This is a genomic window from Streptomyces sp. NPDC054866 (assembly GCF_053610745.1).
On sequence record NZ_JBSGZA010000001.1, the window covers coordinates 453529 to 476501 of the forward strand.

The 22973-nt window shown below is 70.2% G+C and carries 17 protein-coding genes; 9 read left to right on the forward strand and 8 right to left on the reverse strand.

The genetic code is table 11. The features are described from left to right. Positions 1-77 precede the first annotated feature (77 nt). The gene (locus ACWGI2_RS01850; RefSeq protein ID WP_453394104.1) at positions 78-1820 is read left to right on the forward strand and encodes a pyruvate dehydrogenase; all 1743 of its coding nucleotides are present in this window, start codon (positions 78-80) and stop codon (positions 1818-1820) included. 7 nt (positions 1821-1827) lie between these two features. Here the strand turns inward: ACWGI2_RS01850 and ACWGI2_RS01855 are convergent, their stop codons facing one another. After that, entirely contained in the window at positions 1828-4884 is a 3057-nt protein-coding gene (locus ACWGI2_RS01855) for an alpha-mannosidase (RefSeq protein ID WP_453693092.1), read from the reverse strand. Positions 4885-5101: 217 nt separating this feature from the next. Between ACWGI2_RS01855 and ACWGI2_RS01860 the strand changes: the two genes are divergently transcribed. Next, positions 5102-5584 carry an ATP-binding protein gene (locus ACWGI2_RS01860; protein WP_453693094.1) on the forward strand — a complete coding sequence of 161 codons (483 nt, stop codon included), beginning with the start codon at positions 5102-5104 and terminating at the stop codon, positions 5582-5584. Between the two features lie 39 nt (positions 5585-5623). On the opposite strand, the gene ACWGI2_RS01865 is transcribed toward ACWGI2_RS01860, so the two are convergent. Both ACWGI2_RS01865 and ACWGI2_RS01870 read right to left on the reverse strand, forming a co-directional pair. Beyond that, positions 5624-6700, reverse strand: coding sequence for a DUF2637 domain-containing protein (locus tag ACWGI2_RS01865; protein ID WP_453693096.1), 1077 nt, complete (start codon positions 6698-6700; stop codon positions 5624-5626). A 241-nt stretch (positions 6701-6941) separates the two neighbouring features. Then, the gene (locus ACWGI2_RS01870; protein ID WP_453693098.1) at positions 6942-7793 is read right to left on the reverse strand and encodes a (2Fe-2S)-binding protein; all 852 of its coding nucleotides are present in this window, start codon (positions 7791-7793) and stop codon (positions 6942-6944) included. Between the two features lie 135 nt (positions 7794-7928). On the opposite strand from ACWGI2_RS01870, the gene ACWGI2_RS01875 reads away from it, so the two are divergent. Then, complete coding sequence (locus ACWGI2_RS01875) at positions 7929-8726, forward strand: GntR family transcriptional regulator (RefSeq protein ID WP_453693100.1); 798 nt, start codon at positions 7929-7931, stop codon at positions 8724-8726. A 251-nt stretch (positions 8727-8977) separates the two neighbouring features. On the opposite strand, the gene ACWGI2_RS01880 is transcribed toward ACWGI2_RS01875, so the two are convergent. Both ACWGI2_RS01880 and ACWGI2_RS01885 read right to left on the reverse strand, forming a co-directional pair. Beyond that, entirely contained in the window at positions 8978-9739 is a 762-nt protein-coding gene (locus ACWGI2_RS01880) for a hypothetical protein (RefSeq protein WP_453693102.1), read from the reverse strand. Positions 9740-9893: 154 nt separating this feature from the next. After that, entirely contained in the window at positions 9894-11606 is a 1713-nt protein-coding gene (locus ACWGI2_RS01885) for a PucR family transcriptional regulator (RefSeq protein ID WP_453693104.1), read from the reverse strand. A 348-nt stretch (positions 11607-11954) separates the two neighbouring features. On the opposite strand from ACWGI2_RS01885, the gene ACWGI2_RS01890 reads away from it, so the two are divergent. From ACWGI2_RS01890 to ACWGI2_RS01915, 6 genes are all read left to right on the forward strand, one after another. Next, positions 11955-12845 carry an FAD binding domain-containing protein gene (locus ACWGI2_RS01890; protein ID WP_453394112.1) on the forward strand — a complete coding sequence of 297 codons (891 nt, stop codon included), beginning with the start codon at positions 11955-11957 and terminating at the stop codon, positions 12843-12845. After that, a complete protein-coding gene (locus ACWGI2_RS01895; protein ID WP_160507900.1) occupies positions 12845-13438 on the forward strand; it encodes a (2Fe-2S)-binding protein in 594 nt (197 codons plus the stop codon). Before ACWGI2_RS01890 ends, ACWGI2_RS01895 begins: the two co-directional genes overlap by 1 nt. 2 nt (positions 13439-13440) lie before the next feature. Beyond that, positions 13441-15831, forward strand: coding sequence for a xanthine dehydrogenase family protein molybdopterin-binding subunit (locus tag ACWGI2_RS01900; RefSeq protein ID WP_453394114.1), 2391 nt, complete (start codon positions 13441-13443; stop codon positions 15829-15831). 281 nt (positions 15832-16112) lie between these two features. Further along, on the forward strand, positions 16113-17591 hold the full coding sequence (locus ACWGI2_RS01905) for an NCS2 family permease (protein ID WP_453693106.1): 1479 nt from the start codon (positions 16113-16115) through the stop codon (positions 17589-17591). 36 nt (positions 17592-17627) lie between these two features. Next, positions 17628-18785 carry an XdhC family protein gene (locus ACWGI2_RS01910; protein ID WP_453394116.1) on the forward strand — a complete coding sequence of 386 codons (1158 nt, stop codon included), beginning with the start codon at positions 17628-17630 and terminating at the stop codon, positions 18783-18785. A gap of 98 nt (positions 18786-18883) precedes the next feature. Then, positions 18884-20107 carry an FAD-dependent monooxygenase gene (locus tag ACWGI2_RS01915; RefSeq protein WP_453693108.1) on the forward strand — a complete coding sequence of 408 codons (1224 nt, stop codon included), beginning with the start codon at positions 18884-18886 and terminating at the stop codon, positions 20105-20107. Positions 20108-20134: 27 nt separating this feature from the next. Here ACWGI2_RS01915 and ACWGI2_RS01920 read toward each other — a convergent pair whose 3' ends face one another. The 3 genes from ACWGI2_RS01920 to ACWGI2_RS01930 form a co-directional block, all read right to left on the reverse strand. Further along, positions 20135-20593, reverse strand: a complete 459-nt coding sequence (locus ACWGI2_RS01920) for an SRPBCC family protein (protein ID WP_453693110.1) — start codon at positions 20591-20593, stop codon at positions 20135-20137. A gap of 18 nt (positions 20594-20611) precedes the next feature. Beyond that, on the reverse strand, positions 20612-21415 hold the full coding sequence (locus tag ACWGI2_RS01925; RefSeq protein ID WP_453693112.1) for a polysaccharide deacetylase family protein: 804 nt from the start codon (positions 21413-21415) through the stop codon (positions 20612-20614). 66 nt (positions 21416-21481) lie between these two features. Beyond that, positions 21482-22921 (reverse strand): aminopeptidase P family protein, encoded by a 1440-nt coding sequence (locus ACWGI2_RS01930; protein WP_453693114.1) that lies wholly within the window; start codon positions 22919-22921, stop codon positions 21482-21484. Positions 22922-22973 lie beyond the last annotated feature (52 nt).

Genomic DNA, 22973 nt, shown 5'->3' on the forward strand with positions numbered 1-22973 from the left:
TTTGGGAGGCGTGAGCGCCCGCCCTGTGAATTCATGGAACCCAAGAGAGTCAAGGGGACTGAAGGGTTCGTGAAGCCATGGCCAAGCAGAACGTCGCCGAACAGTTCGTCGACATCCTCCACCGCGCCGGTGTGCGCCGCATGTACGGCGTCGTGGGCGACAGCCTCAATCCGGTCGTGGACGCGATCAGGCGCACCAAGGGCATCGACTGGGTGCAGGTCAGGCACGAGGAGACCGCCGCCTTCGCGGCCGGTGCCGAGGCCCAGATCACCGGCAGCCTCGCCGTCTGCGCCGGTTCCTGCGGCCCCGGCAACCTCCACCTGATCAACGGCCTCTACGACGCCCACCGCTCGATGGCGCCCGTCCTCGCCCTCGCCTCGCACATCCCGTCGAGCGAGATCGGCCTGAGCTTCTTCCAGGAGACCCACCCCGATCAGCTTTTCCGCGAGTGCAGCCACTACAGCGAGATGATCTCCAACCCGAAGCAGATGCCGCGGCTGCTCCAGACCGCCATCCAGCACGCGATCGGGCAGTCCGGCGTCAGCGTCGTCACCCTGCCCGGGGACATCGCCGACCAGCCCGCCCCCGACAAGTCCCCCGAGAGCGCCCTGGTCACCTCGCGTCCCACCGTGCGCCCCGGCGACACGGAGATCGACAAGCTCGCCGAGATGATCGACAAGGCCGCCAAGGTCACCCTCTTCTGCGGCAGCGGCACGGCCGGCGCGCACGCCGAGGTCATGGAGTTCGCCGAGAAGATCAAGTCCCCGGTGGGCCACGCCCTGCGCGGCAAGGAGTGGATTCAGTACGACAACCCGTACGACGTCGGCATGAGCGGCCTCCTCGGCTACGGCGCCGCGTACGAGGCCACCCACGAGTGCGACCTCCTGATCCTCCTCGGCACCGACTTCCCCTACAACGCCTTCCTGCCCGATGACGTCAAGATCGCCCAGGTCGACGTGCGGCCCGAACGCCTCGGCCGCCGCTCGAAGCTGGACCTCGCCGTCTGGGGCGACGTACGCGAGACCCTGCGCTGTCTCACCCCGCGTGTCACGCCCAAGAGCAACCGCAAGTTCCTCGACAAGATGCTGAAGAAGCACGCGGACGCCCTCGAAGGCGTCATCAAGGCCTACACGCGCAAGGTCGAGAAGCACATCCCGATCCATCCCGAGTACGTCGCGTCCGTGGTCGACGAACTCGCCGCCGACGACGCGGTGTTCACCGTCGACACGGGTATGTGCAACGTCTGGGCGGCCCGCTATCTCTCCCCGAACGGCAAGCGCCGCATCATCGGCTCCTTCAGCCACGGCTCGATGGCCAACGCCCTGCCGCAGGCGATCGGCGCCCAGTTCACCGACCGCAAGCGACAGGTCGTCTCCATGTCGGGCGACGGCGGATTCTCCATGCTGATGGGCGACTTCCTCACCCTCGTCCAGTACGACCTGCCGGTGAAGGTCGTCCTCTTCAACAACTCGTCCTTGGGCATGGTCGAGTTGGAGATGCTGGTGGCCGGGCTCCCTTCGTTCGGCACGGACAACCACAACCCCGACTTCGCCGCCGTCGCCCGCGCCGCCGGTGCCTACGGAGTACGCGTCGAGAAGCCCAAGCAGCTCGCGGGCGCCCTGAAGGACGCCTTCTCGCACAAGGGCCCCGCCCTCGTCGACATCGTCACGGACCCGAACGCCCTCTCCATTCCGCCCAAGATCAGCTCCGAGATGGTGACGGGCTTCGCGCTCTCCGCCAGCAAGATCGTCCTGGACGGCGGGGTCGGCCGCATGGTCCAGATGGCACGCTCCAACCTGCGGAACGTGCCACGACCCTGACGGCTCGTCAGGCAGGCCGCAGCCGCAGCGTCACGATCTGGAACGGACGCAGCGCCAGCACGAGCCCCGTGTCATCGGTGTGGGCCGGTTCGAGCGGCCGCTCCAGGAGGTCGGTCACCTCGGCCGCGCTCACCGCGAACGACGTGGTGAGCGTGGCCGCCGCGCGCCCGCCCCTGGACTCGTAGAGACGCACCACGACATCGCCGCTCCCGTCGTCCGCCAGCTTCACCGACTCCACGGTCACCGCCGGATTGTCGACGCTCACCAGCGAGGGCAGCACGGGCGCCGCCGCCACCCGCAGCGGAAGGTTCAGCGCGAGCCCCTCCGCGACCGCGTCGCCCGTCGTCGCGCCGGGCAGCAGGGCGTACGTGAACCGGTGCGTGCCCAGATCCGTCTCCGGGTCAGGGCTGTGCGGGGCGCGCAGGAGCGTGAGCCGCACGGTGGTGCCGAGCCCCTCGCCGTGCGGCGCGCGCGTCACGTCATGGCCGTACGTCGAGTCGTTGAGCACCGCCACGCCGTACGCCTCCTCGGCGACCCGCAGCCAACGGTGCGCGCAGATCTCGAAACGGGCGGCGTCCCAGCCGGTGTTGGCGTGTGTGGAGCGGTGCACATGCCCGAACTGGATCTCGGCGGCGGACCGTTCGGCGTGCACGTCCAGTGGGAAGGCCGCCTTCAGTACCTTCTCCGACTCCCGCCAGTCGACCTCCGTGACGACGTCGATGCGACGGCTGCCCGCCGCGAGCCGGATCTCCTGCGTGATCCGCGAGTCCCCGAAGGCCCGCACCACACGGACGGCGACCCGCAGCGGCCCGTCCTCGACGAGCTCCACGGACTCGGCTTCCGTGAGGTCGGTGTGCGTGTTGCGGTAGTGCTTGTCCAGGTCCCAGGCGTCGTAGTGCGTGGGGTGGTCGGGGTGCAGCTGGAGGAGGTTGCCGCGCGATCCGGGGGAGAGGACCTCGCGCCGCGCGTCCACGTCGTGCACGGAGGTCAGCAGGCCGTCCGCGTCGATCGCGACACGGAGGTGTTCGTTGACCAGCTGGATCTCGCCGTCGGCAAGGAGGGCGGTCGTGCCGGTCTCCCGCGTGTACGAGGCCGCCTCTTCGAGGCTCTGGCTCCCCAGCGCCGGGACATTGACGTGCACCAGCGCGCCCTCGTCGGTCCTGACGACCTCGCTGCGGGCGTACGGCGACGCGTTGAGCGCGGCGGGCCCTCCCGGGCCGAGGGAACGGACCGCCGAAGCGGTGATCCCATCGAGCTCGGCCAGCACGCGCGCGTACGTGTCGCGGGCTTCCCGGTGCACCCACGCGATCGACGAGCCCGGCAGGATGTCGTGGAACTGGTGCAGAAGCACCGTCTTCCACAGCCGGTCGAGGGTCGCGTAGGGATAGACGTACGAAGGGTCGCGCACCGCGGCTGCCGTGCACCACAACTCGGCCTCGCGCAGGGCGTGTTCCGTACGCCGGTTGCCGCGCTTGGTGGCCGCCTGCGTCGTGTACGTCGCGCGGTGCAGCTCCAGATAGAGCTCGCCGGACCAGACCGGCGCCTTGGCCCCGTACTCCTCCTCGGCGGCGGCGAAGAACGCCGAAGGCCGCTCGATCTCGACGCGCGGCGACCCCTCCAGAGACCGCAACCGCCGGGCCTTCTCCAGCATTTCGCGGGTCGGCCCGCCACCGCCGTCGCCCCAGCCGAACGGCACCAGCGAGCGGGACGCACGGCCCTTCTCCGTGAAGTTCCTTTCCGCGTGGGCGAGTTCGGCCCCATGGATCTGGGAGTTGTAGGTGTCCACCGGGGGGAAGTGCGTGAAGACGCGGGTGCCGTCGATGCCCTCCCACCAGAAGGTGTGGTGCGGCATCTTGTTGGACTGGTTCCAGCTCAGCTTCTGGGTGAGGAACCAGCGGACGCCCGCGAGCTTCGCCAGCTGCGGGAACGCCGCCGTGTAGCCGAAGGAGTCCGGCAGCCAGATCTCCTCGGTCTCCACCCCGAGCTCCTCGCGGAAGAACCGCATCCCGTGCGTGATCTGCCGGGCAAGCGCCTCGCCGCCCGGCATGTTGGCGTCCGACTCGACCCACATGGAGCCGACCGGCGCCCAGGTACCGTCCGCGACAGCCTTCTTGATGCGCTCCCAGATGTGCGGCTGGTGCTCCTTGACCCACGCGTACTGCTGGGCCTGTGAGCAGGCGAAGACCAGCTCGGGATAGTCCTCGGCGAGAGCCGTCACATTGGCAAAGGTGCGGGACGCCTTGCGCACCGTCTCGCGCAGTGGCCATAGCCAGGCCGAGTCGATGTGGGCGTGCCCGGTGGCCGAGACCCGGTGCGCGCTGGCGTGGGCGGGACTTGCCAGGACCTCCGTCAGTTCGGCCCGCGCCGCTGCCGCCGTACCCGACACGTCGTGCAGATCGAGCGTGTCGAGCGCACGCTCCAGGGCGCGCAAGATCTCGTGGCGCCGCGGACGGGCGGCGTCCAGTTCGTACATCAGCTCGGACAGGACTTCGATGTCCAGCGTCAACTGCCAAACGTCCTCGTCCAGTACGGCGAGATCGGCAGACGCGAATCGGTAGATGAGGCCATCGCCCGCGGTCAGTACGTCGCCCAGGGGCGTCGGTTCGAAGTCGTGCAGAACGGCGGGGTTGGCCGCCGCCTCCAGGAGCAGATGCACCGGCTCGCCGCCCTGTGCGGACACTGCTACGGGGATGTGCCGGTTGCGGGGGTGAATGCCCTTGAGGGGTACTCCCGAGGCGTCGTACACCAGGCCCTCCGCCTGGAAACCGGGGCCGTCACCGGTGAAGCCCGGGTCGACGACCACCTCGACGTGCCGCCCGCGCCAGGCATCGGGCACCTGACCGCGCAGCCGGAACCAACTGGTCGACCAGGGCTTTCCCCAGGCCGTGCCCGTCTCGAAGGGCTCGTACGAGGCGTCGAGGGCCTCGGCGACAGGGACTGGTTCGCCCGGCGCGTGCCAGACGGAGAGGGTGAGCGGCACACGGTCCGCGTACTGGGCGGGGCGGATGAACTGCCGCAGGGCGCGCTCGAGGCGTCCCTCCACCAGCAGTCGGTCGTCGTGCACGGCGGCTCCTCGGAATGCTCGTGCGGGCCCGGAGCGGCGCGATCGGGCCCGGCCTGGATCATGCGGAAACGGTCCACCGCTTCACTTCCCCGCCGGGCTCGGGCGCACCCACTCCAAAGGTTGACGAATGGACATGAGTGCCGCCAACCGGGTGGGGCATGCATTCCGTGAGGGTGTTCGAGCAGGGAGGAATGGTCTCGTTTTGTGGGCGGGGGTCATGACAAGGCAGTTAAGAGGGGGCGGTCCCATTCATCTTGGGACCTCTTCGCCGAAAGCAAGGGACGAGCCGATCGACGACAAGCCGGTGGAGCTCCATCGGGCTCAACTCCGGCGCAGACTGGGGCGATCCGACCTCCGGGTGGTCCCCGAGGTCAGGTGCGCGCTGCGTGAACTGCTCCGGTCCTGGGGGAGGCCCGGAAGATCCGAGATAGCCGAGCTGCTGACCAGCGAACTGGTCACGAACGCACTGGTGCACACCGATCGCGACGCCATTCTGACGGCGACCGTGCGGCCTGGCAGGCTGCGCGTCGAGGTCAGGGACTTCGTGGGGCGCCGCCCGAAGCTCTGCGTGCCGAGCGCCGACGACAGCACGCACGGCCGGGGTCTGATGCTCGTGCAGTCCCTCGCCGACGCGTGGGGAGTGCGGGCGCACGGGGTCGGGAAGGTGGTGTGGTTCGAGCTGGACGGCGGCCCGGCATGAACCGGACCGCCGGCCAACTCCCGTCCTGCGCTGCTGACATCAGCCGAACTGCTGCTCCAGATCCTTGAGCTTCTGCTCAAGGGAGTCGAGCCGCGGCAGCGTCTGGGTGTCGTCCTCGGCGGTGAGGTCGACGGTGACGGGTTCAGAGCCGTTCTTCACGGCCTGGAGGGAGGGCCGGGAGCGCAGAGGCAGCTGCTCCTGTTCCTGTGGCGCTGTGGCAGGTGCTATCGCGGGGTCCGCGCCGACCTGCGCGGACCCGGCGGCCGGAGCGACGGCAGGCAGGTCGACCTGCCGCGCGCCGCCGCGGGTCGGGAGGCTGCGGTGGCCCCTGCTGATCGCCTTGAGCTGCGCACGCTCCAGCTTCTCGCGGCCCCGCCTGGTGATCCGGGTGCGCTCCTTCTCGCGCCGGTCCTCGCGGACCTCCTCGACCGCCTCGTCCAGGGTGCGTACGCCTTCGAGGAGCATCAGCGACCAGGCGCCGAAGGTCTCCCGGGGCGCACGCAGCCACCGTACGATCCGGATCTGCGGCAACGGCCTCGGCACCAGGCCCTGTTCGCGCAGTGCCGCACGGCGGGTCTGCTTCAGCGCGCGGTCGAAGAGCACCGCCGCCGACAGCGACATCCCGGCGAAGAACTGCGGGGCGCCCGCGTGGCCGAGTCCCCTGGGCGCGTGCACCCAGTTGAACCAGGCGGCCGCGCCCGCGAACGTCCACACCAGGAGCCGCGAGCCGAGGGCCGCGTCACCGTGGCTGGCCTCGCGCACGGCGAGCACGGAGCAGAACATCGCCGCGCCGTCGAGCCCGAACGGGACCAGGTACTCCCAGCCGCCGGTCAGGTTGAGGTTCTGCCGGCCGAAGCCGACGAGGCCGTGGAAGGAGAGTGCGGCGGCGACCGCCGCACAGCAGAACAGCAGAACGTACGAAGCCGTTCCGTAGATGGCTTCCTTGCGCCTGCGGCGCTCCTCGCTGCGTTCCCAGGAGTCGTCACCGGAGGCACCGGCGGCCGCCTTCTGCCCGGCGCGCTTGCCGCGTGCGAGTACCGCCACCGCCACCAGCATGCCCAGGAGCAGGACGCCACCCGGAAGCAGCCAGTCCAGCGATATGTCGGTCAGTCTCATCTGGGGTCCCTTGCGTCGCGGTAGGGCGTTCGGGCGCCATAGTGGCCCAATCCCGATGACCCCCAGAGGGGTTTCGGCGCAAGAGAACGCCAAGGGGGGTGCAAAGGGGTGCCGCGCGCGCCGTTTTGCTCGAACTCAGGCCTTGGTGAGGGGAGTTGAGTTCGATTAATCGGACACGAAAGGGTGGTTCAAGGGGGAGGGGGCGCGGTTTCGGTTCGGGGCGAGGCTCAGGTCAGGCCGCTCAGGCCGCGGCGGCGGCACTGAGGCGCGCGACGCGCTCCGCGTCGCAGGTGCGCGGGCAGGTCACACAGGTGTCCTCGGGGCGCAGCGTGTAGAACATGCAGCAGCTCGCGCGGTCACGCGTCGGCAGGGCCTCGCCGTTCGGCCCCCGCAGCTCACGGAACCCCGCCGTCCCCACGTACGGCTTGGTGGCGCCCGGAAGCAGCCGCTCCAGCTCGGTCGTGGCGCGCTGCTCCTCGCCGAGGAGATGGGCGATGTACCAGAGGCCCTCGACGATCTCGTCCGTGGCGACGCTCCACAGGGCGCGCGAGCGGCGCCGCATCCGGGGCCCGAAGGCGTCCAGGAGCGGTCCCAGATGCTCGGCGACGGAGGTACGCACCTCCGCTCGCAGCGCCTCCTCGTCCGGCACGACGCGGGCGCCGGGCAGCGAGGCGGCCGGATCGCCCGGCAGACAGGCGAAGCCCGCGCCGCGCACGGCAAGGCGGCCCAGGGTGCGCTGGAAGGACACGTTCTGTACGGGGAAGCGGGGGACGCGGCGGTGCAGGAACCACGGCACGGTGATGAGGAGCGTGGCAGGCCAGGCGTAGCGGTGCAGCGCGAAGCTGGCGATGACGTCCGGGCGCCCCGCCTGCCCGTAGTCCTTTTGCACCTGCGCCTCGTCCCACGCCAGAAACGCGTCGAGGTCGGCCCCGCCCTCCGCGAGCCGGGAGGCGGTGACCCAGCCGCCGCCCTGTGGGGCCTGCTCCTCGTCGCCGAGCTCGGTCACGCGCAGTCCTGGGAACACCTCGGTGAGGCGGGCGTAGGCGTCCGCGAGGGCGCTCGGGGCGCGCTTCGCCAAGGTGGGTACGGACATGCGAGGACCACCGAATCACGATCGATTACAGGTAAGCCTAACCTTACCCAGAATGATCGAGGTTTCAACTGCGGGGCTGTCCGCCTATGGTGCCTCTCGTACCTTTCGGACCGAGCGGACTTTGGGGTGGACCTCGTGGAGCAGGCCAGAGCGCATGACGCGTACCGCCTCGCTGTCCGTGTGCCGGAGCAGGTGCGGGCGGCGACGGCGCGGGACGCGGGCCCGGCGGCGCCCACGGCTGCCGCCCGCGGTGAGCACACGCACGGGGAAGCGGCCGTGCCTGTACCTGTGCCCGCGCCCCGCAAGACGGTCCAGCGGAACTCGGTCCGCGGGCAGATCCTGGACGCCCTGCGGGACGCGCTCGTCGGGGGCGACCTCGCGCCCGGCGAGGTGTACTCGGCGCCGGTGCTCGGCGAGCGCTTCGGGGTCTCGGCGACTCCCGTGCGCGAGGCGATGCAGCAGCTGGCGATCGAGGGGGCGGTGGAGGTCGTACCGAACCGCGGCTTCCGGGTCACTGAGCGGAGCGCGCGCGAGTTGGGGGAGCTGGCGGAGGTGCGGGCGCTGATCGAGGTGCCGGTGATGTTGCGGCTCGCCCGTACGGTGCCTGCGGCGCGGTGGTGCGAGCTGCGGCCCCTTGCCGAGGCGAGTGCGGTGGCGGCGGCGGGCGGCGACCTCGCCAGGTACGCGGAGGCGGACCGTGCCTTTCACGGGGCGGTCCTCGGCCTCTCGGGGAACCAGCAACTGGTGCAGGTGGCGGACGATCTGCACCGCCGGTCGCAGTGGCCCCTGGTGAGCGGCCCCGTCGCCGGGCGGCGGGCGGATCTTGTTGCTGACGCGGCGGAGCATATGGCTTTGCTTGAGGCGTTGGTTGCGCAGGACTTGGGGGTCGTGCAGGCCTTGGTGCGGGAACACTTTGCGGGGGCTGGGGGCTGAGGTTCGGGCGTTCCCTGCGGGGCATTCCCCAATCCCACCCCTTCCCGAAACCATGGGGCTCCGCCCCCTGGACCCCCGACAAGATGGCCTCAAACGCCGGCCGGGCTGGAGATTTCCCTGAGCCGGGGAAATCTCAGCCCGTCCGGCGTTTGAGGACGAACTCGGCGGAGCCGGTGATGAGGGCACGCAAGGCCCCCGCGCCAGAGCGGGTTTTCGGGAAGGGGCGGGGTTGGGGACAAGGACCCCCTAGATCAAGCCGCCGGCGCCGGCGGACTCAACTGCTGCGCCAGCCAGGACGGCACCCCACCCATCAACCGAAACAACCGCGCCGCCTCCGCCCGAAGCCGCCCCGCCTCAGGCTCCGGCTCCGCGTCGGCGAGAGCCGCAAGCGCCGGTGCCGTACCCACCAAGTACCCCAGCTCCTCCCTGATCCTCAACGACTCCGCGAACCCATGCCGCGCCTCCGCCAACTCCCCCTCCCGCAGGGCGAGTCCGGCCAAGTGGCGCCATGTGAAGGACAGCAGCAAGGCGTCGCCGTGCGCCGTCGCCCCCGCGTGTGCCCGCCGGTAGGCGGCCCGTGCCGCCTGGGGTGAGTCCGAGATGTGCTCGGCGATCAGGCCCCGGCGGAAGTCGAGGAGAGGCCGCCCCGAAGCAGTCGGGGCAAGGAGCGCCGCCGCCCGCCCCAGCGCCGTACGCGCCTCGTCAGCCCGGTCTCGCACGGCGAGCACCGTGGAGGCGTACGCCAGCTGGCCGCGCTCGCACGCCGCAGCCCCGCGGTCCTCGTCCTCCACGGCCAGCGCCTCCGCCGTACGCAGTCCGTCCTCCGCCTCGGCCCAGCCCTCTCCCGTGAACAGGCACCGCTCCACCAGGAGTGAGGTTCTCTGCAGTGCCGCCCCTGGCCCCTCCCGTGAGGCGAGCAGCGCTGCCGCGTCGGTCCAGCAGCCGCGCGAGCGCAGCCGCCATACCGCGGTCTGGAGTGGATCGTCCCCTGCAGTCGTTCCGGAACCAGACATGGCGGTATGCGCCACGTTGCCCTCCCCGAGCACGCCATTGAGCTGTTGAGTCGTGGGCGCATCTCAGCATGGATCGGCGTACCCGGCCAAGGGGCTGGGTGAAAGAATTCACAAAGGGCCGGCCATGAAAGGGGTTTGAGGGCGGTCGCTCGCGTCAGCTCATCCGCAGTGCCAGGAAGAAATCGAGCTTGTCCTCGAGGCGTGAAAGGTCACGACCCGTCAACTGCTCGATACGGCCCACCCGGTAGCGCAACGTGTTGACGTGCAGGTGCAGCCGCGCCGCGCACCGCGTCCAGGAACCGTCGCAGTCCAGGAACGCCTCCAGGGTCGGAATGAGCTCCGCCCGGTGGCGCCGGTCGTAGTCCCGCAGCGGGTCGAGGAGACGCGCCGTGAACGCCCTGCGCACGTCGTCCGGGACGAAGGGCAGCAGCAGCACGTGCGAAGCCAGCTCCTGGTGACCCGCCGCGCAGACCCGCCCCGGACGCGCCGCCGCGACCCGGCGGGCGTGCCGTGCCTCCTCCAGGGCGCCGCGAAGACCCTCCGCCGAGTGCACGGACGCGCTGACGCCGAGCGTGAGGCGGCCGTCGCCGTCGAGGCCCGCCGAGAGGGGCTCACGGACGGACTCCAGGAGGGAGTCGGCCAGCAGGCCCGACTCCGAGCCGTCGTGCTCCGTGGACACCGCCGGCAGCGGCACGAGCGCGATCGCCTCGTCACCCGTATGGGCCACCGCGATGCGGTCGGAGGGTTCGGGGCCCGCCGACAGGGGGTCCACGAGGATCTCCTCCAGGAGGGACTGGGCCACCGGGCCGCCCTCGATCTCGCCGCCGTCCCACTCCACGCGGGCCACCACGACCTGCCAGTGCGGTGCCGCACCCAGGCCGGGCAGCAGCACGGGGGCGGCGACCCGCAGGCGGGCCGCGATCTCCGCGGGGGCAGCGCCCGTCTGGACCAGTTCGAGGACCTCCTGGGCCAGCCTGCGCCGCACCGTGCGGGCCGCGTCGCGCCGGTCGCGCTCCACCGCGATCAGCTGGGTGACGCCCTGGAGCAGGTCGAGCCGCTCCTCGGGCCAGTCGCCCGCGTCGGCCTCGACGGCCAGGAACCAGTCGGAAAGGACCGTCTCGCGCACGTCGCGCAGGGCCGCCGTGCTCGCCGCGGCCGCCGCAGACGCCGACGCGGCAGCCGGACCGCGCCCACTGCTCCGAATGGGGAACAGGGAGTACGTCGTGCCGTCCATCTGGACCCGGTGCGGGCCCCTGCGGCCCGTGCGGGCCGCGGCCAGGTGCTCGCCCGCCAGACGCGCGCACACGGCCGCCGAGAGGGCGGGGCCCGCCGCGCTCGACCCCGCGATGGCGCGGCCCGCGGGGGACAGGACCCAGGCCCGCAGGTCCAGGTCGGAGCCGAGCAGGTCGAGGACGACGTCGGGGCCGCCGCCCGTGGGGCCCGAGGTCATCAGACGGCGGTGCCGGTCCACCACGGCCGCCAGGTCACCGGCCCGCTCGCCGGAGACCTGGCGGACGACGTGCTCGGTGATCGTCGCGAAGGCCACCGACTCGTTCACGGCGAACAGCGGAAGCCGGTGCCGCGCGCAGGCCTCGACGATGTCGTCGGGGATGTCGCCCAGTTCGGCCTCGCCCGCAGCGAGCGCGGCCACTCCGGCGCTCGCGAGGATGCGTACGAAGGGTTCCGTGTCCGAGGCGTCCCGGCGCCAGGCGAGGCCCGTCAGGACCAGCTCGCCTCCGGCGAGATACCGGCTGGGGTCGCGCAGGTCCGTGGTCATCACACCGCGCACGGTGCGGTCGAGCTCGTCCTCGCCGCCGAGCAGCCGCAGGCCCAGCGCGTCGGTGTCAAGGAGTGCGCGCAGCCGCATGGTGGTCGCCGCCGATCTTGTCTCGAATGGGATGTACAGACAGTTCGGGTGCGTCGACTCTGTGTTGCCGAAAGTCGACCCTGGCCCTCGTGTCCTGGGGTGCCTCCGGTTTCCAGGGGGAATCCGCGAGGTTGCTGAGGCTCGTTCTTCATACGAATCTACAAGACGCGCGCCTTGGCCAGCCAACTCCTTCATGGTTTCGGTGACTGACCGCATCGGACGGCGGGGCGGTGTACTTGCCCCACTCCGCGTTAACAGCACATGAACGAGCAGTCGAGAGGCCTCCGGTCCGACTTGGCTGGATCTTCTCGAACGAACGACCCTCGATATGAAGAAGAAGAGAGCCTCATGGACTTCCTTCGCCCCGCCAGCTGGGAGGAGGCGCTCGCCGCTAAGGCCGAGCACCCCACCGCTGTGCCGATTGCGGGTGGCACCGATGTGATGGTCGAGATCAACTTCGACCACCGTCGTCCCGAGTACCTGCTTGACCTCAACCGCGTCGCCGAGCTGAGCGAGTGGTCGGTGGGCGAGGAGACGGTCCAGCTGGGCGCCTCGGTTCCCTACAGCACGATCATGGAGGAGCTGCGCACGGAGCTCCCCGGTCTCGCACTCGCCTCGCACACGGTCGCCTCCCCGCAGATCCGCAACCGCGGCGGCGTCGGCGGCAACCTCGGCACGGCGTCGCCCGCCGGTGACGCCCACCCCGCGCTGCTCGCCGCCGACTGCGAGGTCGAGGTGGAGTCCGTACGCGGTTCGCGCCTCATCCCGATCGACGAGTTCTACACCGGTGTGAAGCGCAACGCCCTCGCGCAGGACGAGCTGATCAAGTCCGTCCACATCAAGAAGGCGGACGGCCCGCAGCAGTACTCGAAGGTCGGCACCCGCAACGCGATGGTCATCGCGGTGTGTGCCTTCGGCATCGCCCTGCACCCCGAGACCCGGACCGTACGGACCGGCATCGGATCCGCGGCCCCGACCCCCATCCGGGCGAAGGCGGCCGAGGAGTTCCTGAACGCGGCGCTCGAAGAGGGCGGCTTCTGGGACAGCAAGAAGATCATCACCCCCTCGATCGCCAAGCAGTTCGCGGAGCTCGCCTCCGGTGCCGCCAACCCGATCGACGACGTCCGCGGCACGGCGAACTACCGCCGTCACGCCGTCGGCATCATGGCCCGCCGCACGCTCGGCTGGACCTGGGAGTCGTACCGCGGCAACGGCCGCAGCACTGAGGGAGTCGCATAATGCGCGTGAACTTCACGGTCAACGGCCGTCAGCAGGAAGCCGACGATGTGTGGGAGGGCGAGTCCCTTCTCTACGTCCTGCGTGAGCGCATGGGGCTTCCCGGTTCGAAGAACGCCTGTGAGCAGGGCGAGTGCGGTTCCTGCACCGTCCGCCTCGACGGCGTACCGGTGTGTTCGTGTCTGGTCGCCGCCGGACAGGTCGAGGGCCGCGAGGTCGTCACCGTCGAGGGCCTGGCGGACTACGCGAAGCACCGCGAGGACTCCCACCCGGGCGGCGCCTGCGGCTCCGTCTGCGGCGGCACCAGCCTCCAGGAAGCCCGCCAGTGGCAGGCGAAAGGCACCGACGGCCAGACCGGTGAGGGCGGTGAACTCTCCCAGATCCAGCAGGCGTTCATCGACGCCGGCGCCGTCCAGTGCGGTTTCTGCACCCCCGGTCTCCTCGTCGCGGCCGACGAGCTGCTCGAGCGCAACGCATCGCCGTCGGACGCCGACATCCGTGAGGCGCTCTCCGGCAACCTCTGCCGCTGCACCGGTTACGAGAAGATCCTGGACGCGGTCCGCCTGGCGGCCGCCCGTCAGGAAGAGACGGTCTGATCATGGCTGGAACCAAGACCACCACGGGCGCGCCCACCGAAGTCACCCAGAAGCACAACAAGGGCGGCATCGGCGAGTCCACGCTCCGCCCCGACGGCACTCTGAAGGTCACCGGCGAGTTCGCCTACTCCTCGGACATGTGGCACGAGGACATGCTCTGGGGCCAGACGCTCCGCAGCACCGTCGCGCACGCCGAGATCGTCTCGATCGACACCGTCGAGGCCCTCAAGACGCCCGGCGTCTACGCCGTCCTGACGTACGACGACCTGCCGGCCGAGATGAAGAACTACGGCCTGGAGATCCAGGACACCCCGGTCCTCGCCCACGGCAAGGTCCGTCACCACGGTGAGCCGGTCGCCCTCGTGGCCGCCGACCACCCGGAGACCGCACGCCGCGCCGCCGCGAAGATCGTCGTCGAGTACAAGGAACTGCCCGTCATCACCGACGAGGCATCGGCGACCGCTCCGGACGCCGTCCTCGTGCACGAGGGCCGCACCGACGAGTACATCAAGCACGTCCCGCACCCGAACATCGTGCACAACCAGCCGATCGTCCGGGGCAACGCCGAAGAGGCCGCCAAGAAGGCCGACTTCATCGTCAAGGGCGAGTACACCTTCGGCATGCAGGACCAGGCCTTCCTCGGCCCGGAGTCCGGCCTCGCCATCCCGGCCGAGGACGGCGGCGTAGACCTGTACGTCGCCACCCAGTGGCTGCACTCGGACCTCGAACAGATCGCCCCCGTCCTCGGCCTGCCCGAGGAGAAGGTGCGCATGACGCTCTCGGGCGTCGGCGGCGCGTTCGGCGGCCGCGAGGACATCTCGATGCAGATCCACGCCTGCCTCCTCGCGCTGCGCACCGGCAAGCCGGTCAAGATCGTCTACAACCGCTTCGAGTCCTTCTTCGGCCACGTGCACCGCCACCCGGCGAAGCTCTACTACGAGCACGGCGCCACCAAGGACGGCAAGCTCACGCACATGAAGTGCAAGATCGTCCTGGACGGCGGCGCCTACGCGTCGGCATCCCCGGCGGTCGTGGGCAACGCCTCGTCCCTGTCGGTCGGTCCGTACGTGATCGACGACGTCGACATCGAGGCGATCGCCCTCTACTCGAACAACCCGCCCTGCGGCGCGATGCGCGGCTTCGGCGCCGTCCAGGCCTGCTTCGCCTACGAGGCCCAGATGGACAAGCTCGCCGACAAGGTGGGCATGGACCGGGTCGAGTTCCGCCAGCTCAACGCCATGTCGCAGGGCACGATCATGCCGACGGGACAGCCGGTCGACTCGCCGGCCCCGGTCGCCGAGATCCTGCGCCGCGTCAAGGCCCGACCGCTGCCGCCCGAGCGCCAGTGGGAGTCCAGCGAGGGCGCGGACGTCCGCGCGCTGCCCGGCGGACTCTCCAACACCACGCACGGCGAAGGCGTCGTACGCGGCGTCGGCTACGCGGTCGGCATCAAGAACGTCGGCTTCTCCGAAGGCTTCGACGACTACTCCACCGCCAAGGTGCGCATGGAGGTCATCAACGGCGAGCCGGTCGCGACCGTGCACACCGCGATGGCGGAGGTCGGCCAGGGCGGCATCACCGTCCACGCGCAGATCGCCCGCACCGAGCTCGGCGTACAGCAGGTGACCATCCACCCCGCCGACACCCAGGTGGGCTCCGCCGGTTCGACGTCCGCGTCCCGTCAGACGTACGTCACCGGTGGCGCGGTCAAGAACTCCTGCGAGCTCGTCCGCGAGAAGGTCCTGGAGATCGGCCGCCGCAAGTTCGGCTCCTACCACCCCGCGTGGGCCACCGCCGAACTGGTCCTGGAAGGCGGCAAGGTCCTCACCGACGGCGGCGAGGCCCTCGCGGACCTGGCCGAGCTGCTCGAAGGCGAGACCGTCGAGGTCGAGGCCGAGTGGCGGCACCGTCCGACCGTGGCCTTCGACAAGAAGACCGGTCAGGGCAACGGCCACGTCCAGTACTCGTTCGCCGCGCACCGCGCGGTCGTCGAGGTGGACACCGAGCTCGGCCTGGTCAAGGTCGTCGAGCTCGCCACCGCCCAGGACGTCGGCAAGGCGCTCAACCCGCTCTCCGTGGTCGGCCAGATCCAGGGTGGTACCACCCAGGGCCTGGGCGTCGCGGTGATGGAGGAGATCATCGTCGACCCGAAGACCGCGAAGGTGCGCAACCCCTCCTTCACGGACTACCTCATCCCGACCATCCTCGACACGCCGACCATCCCCGTCGACGTGCTGGAACTCGCCGACCCGAACGCCCCCTACGGCCTTCGCGGCATGGGCGAGGCCCCGACCCTCTCGTCCACCCCGGCCGTCCTCGCGGCGATCCGGAACGCGACGGGTCTGGAACTGAACAGGACGCCGGTACGCCCCGAACACCTCACCGGCACCTGATCCCACGATCTCTCCGGGCGGCGCGTGCCTCCCATGGAACGTCACACTTCCCGTCGCCCGTGCCGCCCGGAGAAACCCAGTACCGCACCGCTCGCGGTCACCGCAGTACCTGAGCAACACCCACGCAGCACCCACGCTCTTCGGAGCCCCAGTTCGTCTCGGGCCGTCCCCCGGGTCGTGCAGCCAAACGCACCATCCCAAATCCCGCAGTCTCCACAGGCCCAACCCTTGTTCGACCAGCCTGTTGCGGGTGCCCCTTTGAACCTTGGGAGTTAGGCACCATGACCCAGCAGTCAACCGAGCCGAAGACCACGGCAGAGGACGCGGGCAACGGCACACGCGTCCCGGCCGGAAGGTCTTGGCTGGACCGGTATTTCCACATAACCCACAGAGGATCGACGGTCGGCCGGGAGGTGCGTGGCGGCATCACCACCTTCATGGCGATGGCCTACATCATCCTTCTGAACCCCGTGATCCTCTCGGTGCCCGACGCCACGGGACACCGCCTCGACGGTGATCAGCTGACCACCGCCACCGTCTTCGCGGCGGCCGCCACCACCATCGTCATGGGCATCCTCGGCAACGTGCCGCTCGCCCTCGCGGCGGGACTCGGCGTCTCCGCCGTCATGGCCTTCCAGGTCGCCCCGGAGATGACCTGGGGCAACGCGATGGCGATGTGCGTCATCTACGGCGTCATCATCATCCTGCTGGTCCTCACCGGCCTGCGGACGCTGATCATGGACGCGATTCCCCTGGCGCTGAAGCACGCCATCACCATGGGCATCGGCATGTTCGTCACGCTGATCGGCCTGGTCCAGGCGGGCTTCGTCACCTCCATGCCGTCCAAGTACGGCGACATGGGCGCGAAGCCGATCCAGATGGGCATCGACGACAAGCTCATCGGCTGGCCCGTCCTCTGCTTCGCCGTCACCGTCCTGCTGATCTTCGTGCTCCAGGTCCGCAAGGTGCCCGGCGCGATCCTCATCGGCATCGTCGGCGGCACCGTGTTCGCCGCGATCGTCAACCAGCTCGCGGGCATGAGCCACAAGGACTGGGGCCTGAACGCCCCTGAGCTCAACGGCTCCGTCGTCTCGTCGCCCGACTTCGGCCTCTTCGGCGAGGTGTCCTTCAGCGGCATCGGCGACATCGGCGGAATCACCGTGGGTGTCATCGTCTTCACCCTGGTCCTCGCCGGCTTCTTCGACGCCATGGGCACCATCATCGGCATCGGCCAGCAGGCCAACCTCGCCGACAAGGACGGCAAGATGCCGGGTCTGAACAAGGCCCTGGCGATCGACGGTGCCGGTGGCGTCGTCGGTGGTTTCGCCGGTGCCTCCGGCCAGACCGTCTTCGTCGAGTCCACCGCGGGCGTCGGCGACGGCGCGCGCACCGGCTTCGCGAGCGTCATCACCGGTCTCGCCTTCACGCTCTGCCTCTTCTTCACCCCGCTGGCCCAGCTCATCCCGACCCAGGTCGCGGCCGCCGCGCTCGTCGTCATCGGCGCGATGATGCTGAGCAACGCCCGGCACATCGACTGGACCGACCAGGCCACCAGCATTCCGGTGTTCCTGACCACGGTCCTGATGCCGTTCACGTACTCCATCACGGTGGGTATCGCGGCCGGTGTCATCGCCCACGTCCTGATCAAGGCCGCCCAGGGCAGGGTCCGCGAGATCGGCTGGCTGATGTGGGTGCTCGCGCTCGTGTTCCTCGCCTTCTTCGCGCTCCATCCGATCGAGAACTGGATGGGCGTCAAGTAGCCCATCCTGGAATCACACACCCGTTAGGAGACGGACATGCTGGACATCGCCGAAGAGTTGAACCGGTGGGTCGAGCAGGGACGCGACTTCGCCGTCGCCACCGTGGTGGCGGTCGGCGGCAGCGCGCCCCGGCAGCCCGGTGCGGCCCTTGCCGTCGACTCCGACGGCACGGCGATCGGCTCCGTCTCCGGCGGGTGTGTGGAAGGCGCCGTCTACGACCTGTGTCAGCAGGCACTCGAAGACGGCGAAAGCGTCCTTGAACGCTTCGGATACAGCGACGAGGATGCCTTCGCCGTGGGCCTGACCTGCGGCGGCATCATCGACATCCTCGTCACCCCGGTCCGCGCGGACTCCTCCGCGCGGCCGGTTCTGGCCGCCGCGCTCGCGGCGGCCGCGTCGGGCGAGGCCGCGGCCGTCGCCCGCATCACCTCCGGACCCGCGGAACTCGTGGGCCGGGCTCTTCTCGTACGTTCCGACGCCGACGCCCCTCATGAGGGCGGCCTCGGCGGACATCCCGAGCTGGACCGCACCGCCGCGGGCGAGGCCCGCGCGATGCTGGACGCCGGGCGCACGGGCACGGTGGAGATCGGTGAGGACGGCTCGCGCTGCGGGCAGCCCCTCACGCTCCTCGTCGAGTCGAGCGTCCCGCCGCCCCGCATGATCGTGTTCGGCGCGATCGACTTCGCGTCGGCGCTCGTCAGGATCGGCAAGTTCCTGGGCTACCGCGTGACCGTCTGCGACGCCCGGCCCGTGTTCGCCACGGCGGCGCGCTTCCCGGACGCGGACGAGATCGTCGTCGAGTGGCCGCACAAGTACCTGGAGCGGACGGAGGTCGACGGCCGCACCGTCCTGTGCGTCCTGACGCACGACGCCAAGTTCGACGTGCCGCTCCTCGAACTGGCCCTGCGCCTTCCGGTCGCCTACGTGGGCGCGATGGGTTCACGCCGTACGCATCTGGAGCGCAACGACCGGCTCCGTGAAGTCGGCGTCAGCGAACTGGAGTTGACCCGCCTCCGCTCGCCCATCGGCCTCGACCTGGGGGCGCGCACCCCGGAGGAGACGGCCCTTTCGATCGCCGCTGAGATCGTCGCGAACCGGCGCGGCGGCAGTGGGGTCTCGCTGACGGGCGCGCACACGCCGATCCACCACGACGGCTCGCGGCGGCCCGCGGGGCGCATCGGGTCCGTGGCCTGACGTCTCGGATCCGCCGCCGTCTGAGATCCACGGGCCCGCCCCCCATTGCTGCTACCTTGCGTCACGAATGATCTATTTGTGTCGTAATAGGAGCATCTGTGAAGGTCGCCTGCGTCGGTGGCGGGCCCGCCGCCCTCTACCTCTCGATCCTGCTCAAGCGGCAGGACCCGTCCCACGACATCACCGTTCACGAGCGCAACCCGGCAGGATCGACCTACGGCTGGGGGGTCACGTACTGGGGCGGCCTGCTGGAGAAGCTCCGTGCCGGTGACCCCGAGTCCGCGCGCGCCATCAGCGAGCACTCGGTCCGGTGGAGCGACGGCGTCGCCCACGTCGGCGACCGCACGACGGTCCACCACGGCGACGAAGGCCACGGCATCGGGCGCCACCGGCTCCTCGACATCCTCACGAGCAGGGCCCGCTCCCTCGGCGTACGCGTCGAGTTCGAGCGGGAGATCACCGACGCGGCCCAGCTGCCCGACGCCGACCTCGTCGTCGCGGGCGACGGTGTCAGGAGCGCGCTGCGCGAGCGTCACGCCGACCACTTCGGCGCACAGGTCGCGCTCGGCCGGAACAAGTACATCTGGCTCGGCACCACCAAGGTCTTCGACTCCTTCACCTTCGCCTTCGTGGAGACCGCGCACGGCTGGATCTGGTGCTACGGCTACCGCTTCAGCGACGAGCGGAGCACCTGCGTCGTCGAGTGCTCCCCGGAGACCTGGACGGGCCTCGGCCTGTACGAGGCGAGCGAGCCCGAAGGCCTCGCCCTTCTGGAGCGGCTCTTCGCGGGGCCGCTGGACGGACACCGCCTGATCGGCCGCGCGCAGGCCGACGGCAGCGCGCAGTGGCTCAACTTCCGGACGCTGACCAACCGGACGTGGCACCGCGGCAACGTGGTCCTGCTCGGCGACGCCGCGCACACCACGCACTACTCGATCGGCGCGGGCACGACGCTCGCCCTTGAGGACGCGATCGCCCTGGCGGACGCGCTGCGGGGGAGCCCGGCGGAGCTCACTCCCGCCCTCGCGCGCTACGAGCGGGAGCGCAGGTCCGCCCTCCTCTCGGTGCAGAGCGCGGCCCGCTACAGCGCCCAGTGGTACGAGAACCTGCCGCGCTACATCGGCCTCGACCCCGCCCAGATGTTCGCGCTCCTCGGCCAGCGCCACTCGCCGCTGCTTCCCCACGTCCCGCCGCAGCTGTACTACCGGATCGACCGCGCGGCCGAGCAGTTGGAGCCGCTGCGCAGGATGAAGCGGTGGCTGGGCCCGAGGGTGGCACGCACCCTGCACGGCCGCACGTGCTCGCCGGCTTCCCGGGGCTGAGTGAGGTCTGCTGAGTCAGGTCCCAGGTCACGCGTAGGGGCGGGGCGCCGGAGAGGAGAGCAGTCCGTCCACCGCCCGTCCGAACATCCGTCGCGCGGCGGCCACGAGCACCCCGTCGAAGACCCGCGGCAGCCACCGCACGCGCAGGTCCTCCCGCCAGACGACCGTCGAACCGTCCGCTCCCGCCCGGGGGGACACCTCGATCTCCGCCCACCCCGTCACGAACGAGCCCCGCTTCTCAAGGCGGCACAGGCCCCCGCCCTCCACGGCCGGGCGCCACGTCACGACCTCCATGACGTCGTCGAACCCGACAGGACCGAGCCCGCTGCGGGCGACGAACACCGTCCCCTCCCCACTGGGCGGCGGCGTCCGCACGGTGACCCGCGTCAGCGGCACCACATCGGCATGCCGCTCCCACGCGGTGAGCCGGCGCCAGACCTCGCCGGCGGGCAGGGATGATTCCCGGTCGATACGGAAGAGAGCCACACGGCGATCCTGCCAGGGCTAAGGGCGGTAGACCTTCCCCGGCTCGGCCTTGCCCGGCGCGAGCAGCTGCGGAACCGTCACGAAGACGTAGCCGCGCTTCTTCAGCTCGTCGATGATGCCCGGCACCGCGGGCACCGTCCCCTTGTAGATGTCGTGCAGCAGGATGATGCCGTCCCGCTTCGTCTGATCGATGACGCGCTTCTGGATCAGGGCGGAGTCGTTGGTCGTGTAGTCCTTGGCGGTAACGCTCCACAGGACTTCCGAGAGGCCTTCCTCGCGCGAGATCTTGTTGACGTCGGGGTTGGTGCGGCCCTGCGGCGGGCGCATCAGCGTCGGCTTGTGGCCGATCAGCTTCTCTATCGCCTTGTTGGGCCTGCGCAGTTCCTCGCGTGCCTCGTCCGGCGTGATGTCGGTGAGGATCTTGTGCGACCAGGTGTGGCTCGCCACCTCGTGCCCTTCGGCGGCCATGCGCTTCACGAGTCCGGGGTGCTCGGCTATGTGGTTCTTGCCGAGCAGGAAGAAGGTGGCGGGCACCTTCTCCTCCTTGAGGATGTCGAGCAGCCGCGGCGAGTTCTCGCTCGGCCCCGCGTCGAACGTCAGGGCCACGCACTTCGCCTTGCGGCAGTCGACCGTACCGAGCTTCGCCTGGTTCTTGACGCTCACGGACGCAGCGTCCTTGCGGGCGGAGCTGGGGGATGTGGTGTCCACCTTGGTGCACCCCGTCAGGGCGACGGCCATGACCGCGGCGGTCATGGCCGTCATGGACGCGGCTCGGCGGAACCCTTTGGCGGAACTCTTCATCTTGCTTTTCGCAGCGGGCATGCGAGCACTATACATAGCGTGTATATACGGGGTGTATAGCGGGGGTCGCCGGGCCGCCAGGGTGCTCTAGCGACCGCTCACCAGGCCGCTCATCAGGCCGCCCATCCAGGCCTCGACCGCCGCGGAACCGCGCGGCAGACCTGCCGACAGGTTCTCGTTGCCGTCGGCCGTGACGAGGATGTCGTCCTCGATGCGGACCCCGATGCCCCGGTACTCCTCGGGCACGGTGAGGTCGTCCGGCTGGAAGTACAGGCCGGGTTCGACGGTGAGCACCATGCCCTCCTCCAGTACGCCGCCGACGTACTCCTCGGTGCGGGCCTGGGCGCAGTCGTGGACGTCGAGGCCGAGCATGTGGCCCGTGCCCGCCATGGTGAAGCGGCGCTGCAGGGCGAGCTCGAAGACCCGCTCGGGGTCGCCGCCGAGGAGCCCCCACTCGACGAGCTTGCGCGCGAGGTGCCGCTGCGCCGCGTCGTGGAAGTCGCGGTACGCGGCGCCCGGCTTCACGGCCGCGATGCCCGCCTCCTGCGCCTCGAACACGGCGTCGTAGATCTTCCGCTGGAGCGGGGTGAAGGTGCCGTCGATGGGGAGGGTGCGCGTGATGTCGGCGGTGTAGAGGGTGTGGGTCTCCACGCCCGCGTCCAGGAGCAGGAGTTCGCCGGGGTGTACGGGCCCGTCGTTCTGCTCCCAGTGCATGATCGTGGCGTGCTCGCCCGCCGCGCAGATCGAGCCGTAGCCGATGTGGTTGCCCTCCAGGCGGGCGCGGCGGAAGAAGGTGCCCTCGATCCAGCGCTCCGAGGTGGCGACGGCGGTCGCCAACTCCCGCACGACATCGGTGAATCCGCGGACCGTCGAGTCGACCGCCTTGCGCAGCTCGCCGATCTCCCAGTCGTCCTTGACCAGGCGCAGGCCCGAGAGCGCCTCGTCCAACTCGGCGTCGCGCCGCTCGTCGGTCGTCACGGCGGCTTCGAGCGCCGGGTCGTGGCCGCGCACGATGCGGGTCGGCACGTCGGGCGACGCGGCCAACTCGGCCGGGGCGTCGCGGACGTCACGGCACGGCAGGCCGAGGAGGAGCTCGGACTCGGCGAGGCTGCGCCTGCGGCCCATCCACAGCTCGGCCGTCATGCCGGTCCAGAACTCGTCGCTTTCCCGGCTGTCGCGGGGCAGTTGATAGAGGTACGCGTCGTGGCCCTCGCCGTCGCCGGCGGCCCGCGGTTCGAGCACGAGGGCGCAGTCCCGCGCCTGGTCGCCGGTCATGTGGACGTACGCGGAGTAGGGACGGAAGGGGTAATGGCTGTCGTTCGAGCGGATCTTGAGCTTCCCCGAGGGGATCACCAGGCGTTCGCCCGGGAACAGCGCGGAAAGGGCGGCGCGGCGGCGCGCGGCGTGCGGGGTCTGTTCGGCAGGGCGCAGGTCGCGCTGCTCGGTGTCGGCCCAGCCCGTCCGCATCAGGGCGGAGAGCTCGTCGGAGATCTCGGGATACAGGCCGTTCTTACGCGAGTTGGCCACGGGGTTCACCTCTTCTTCTCGTCTTCCGGTGGCGGTTCCGCCAGCGTAGGGA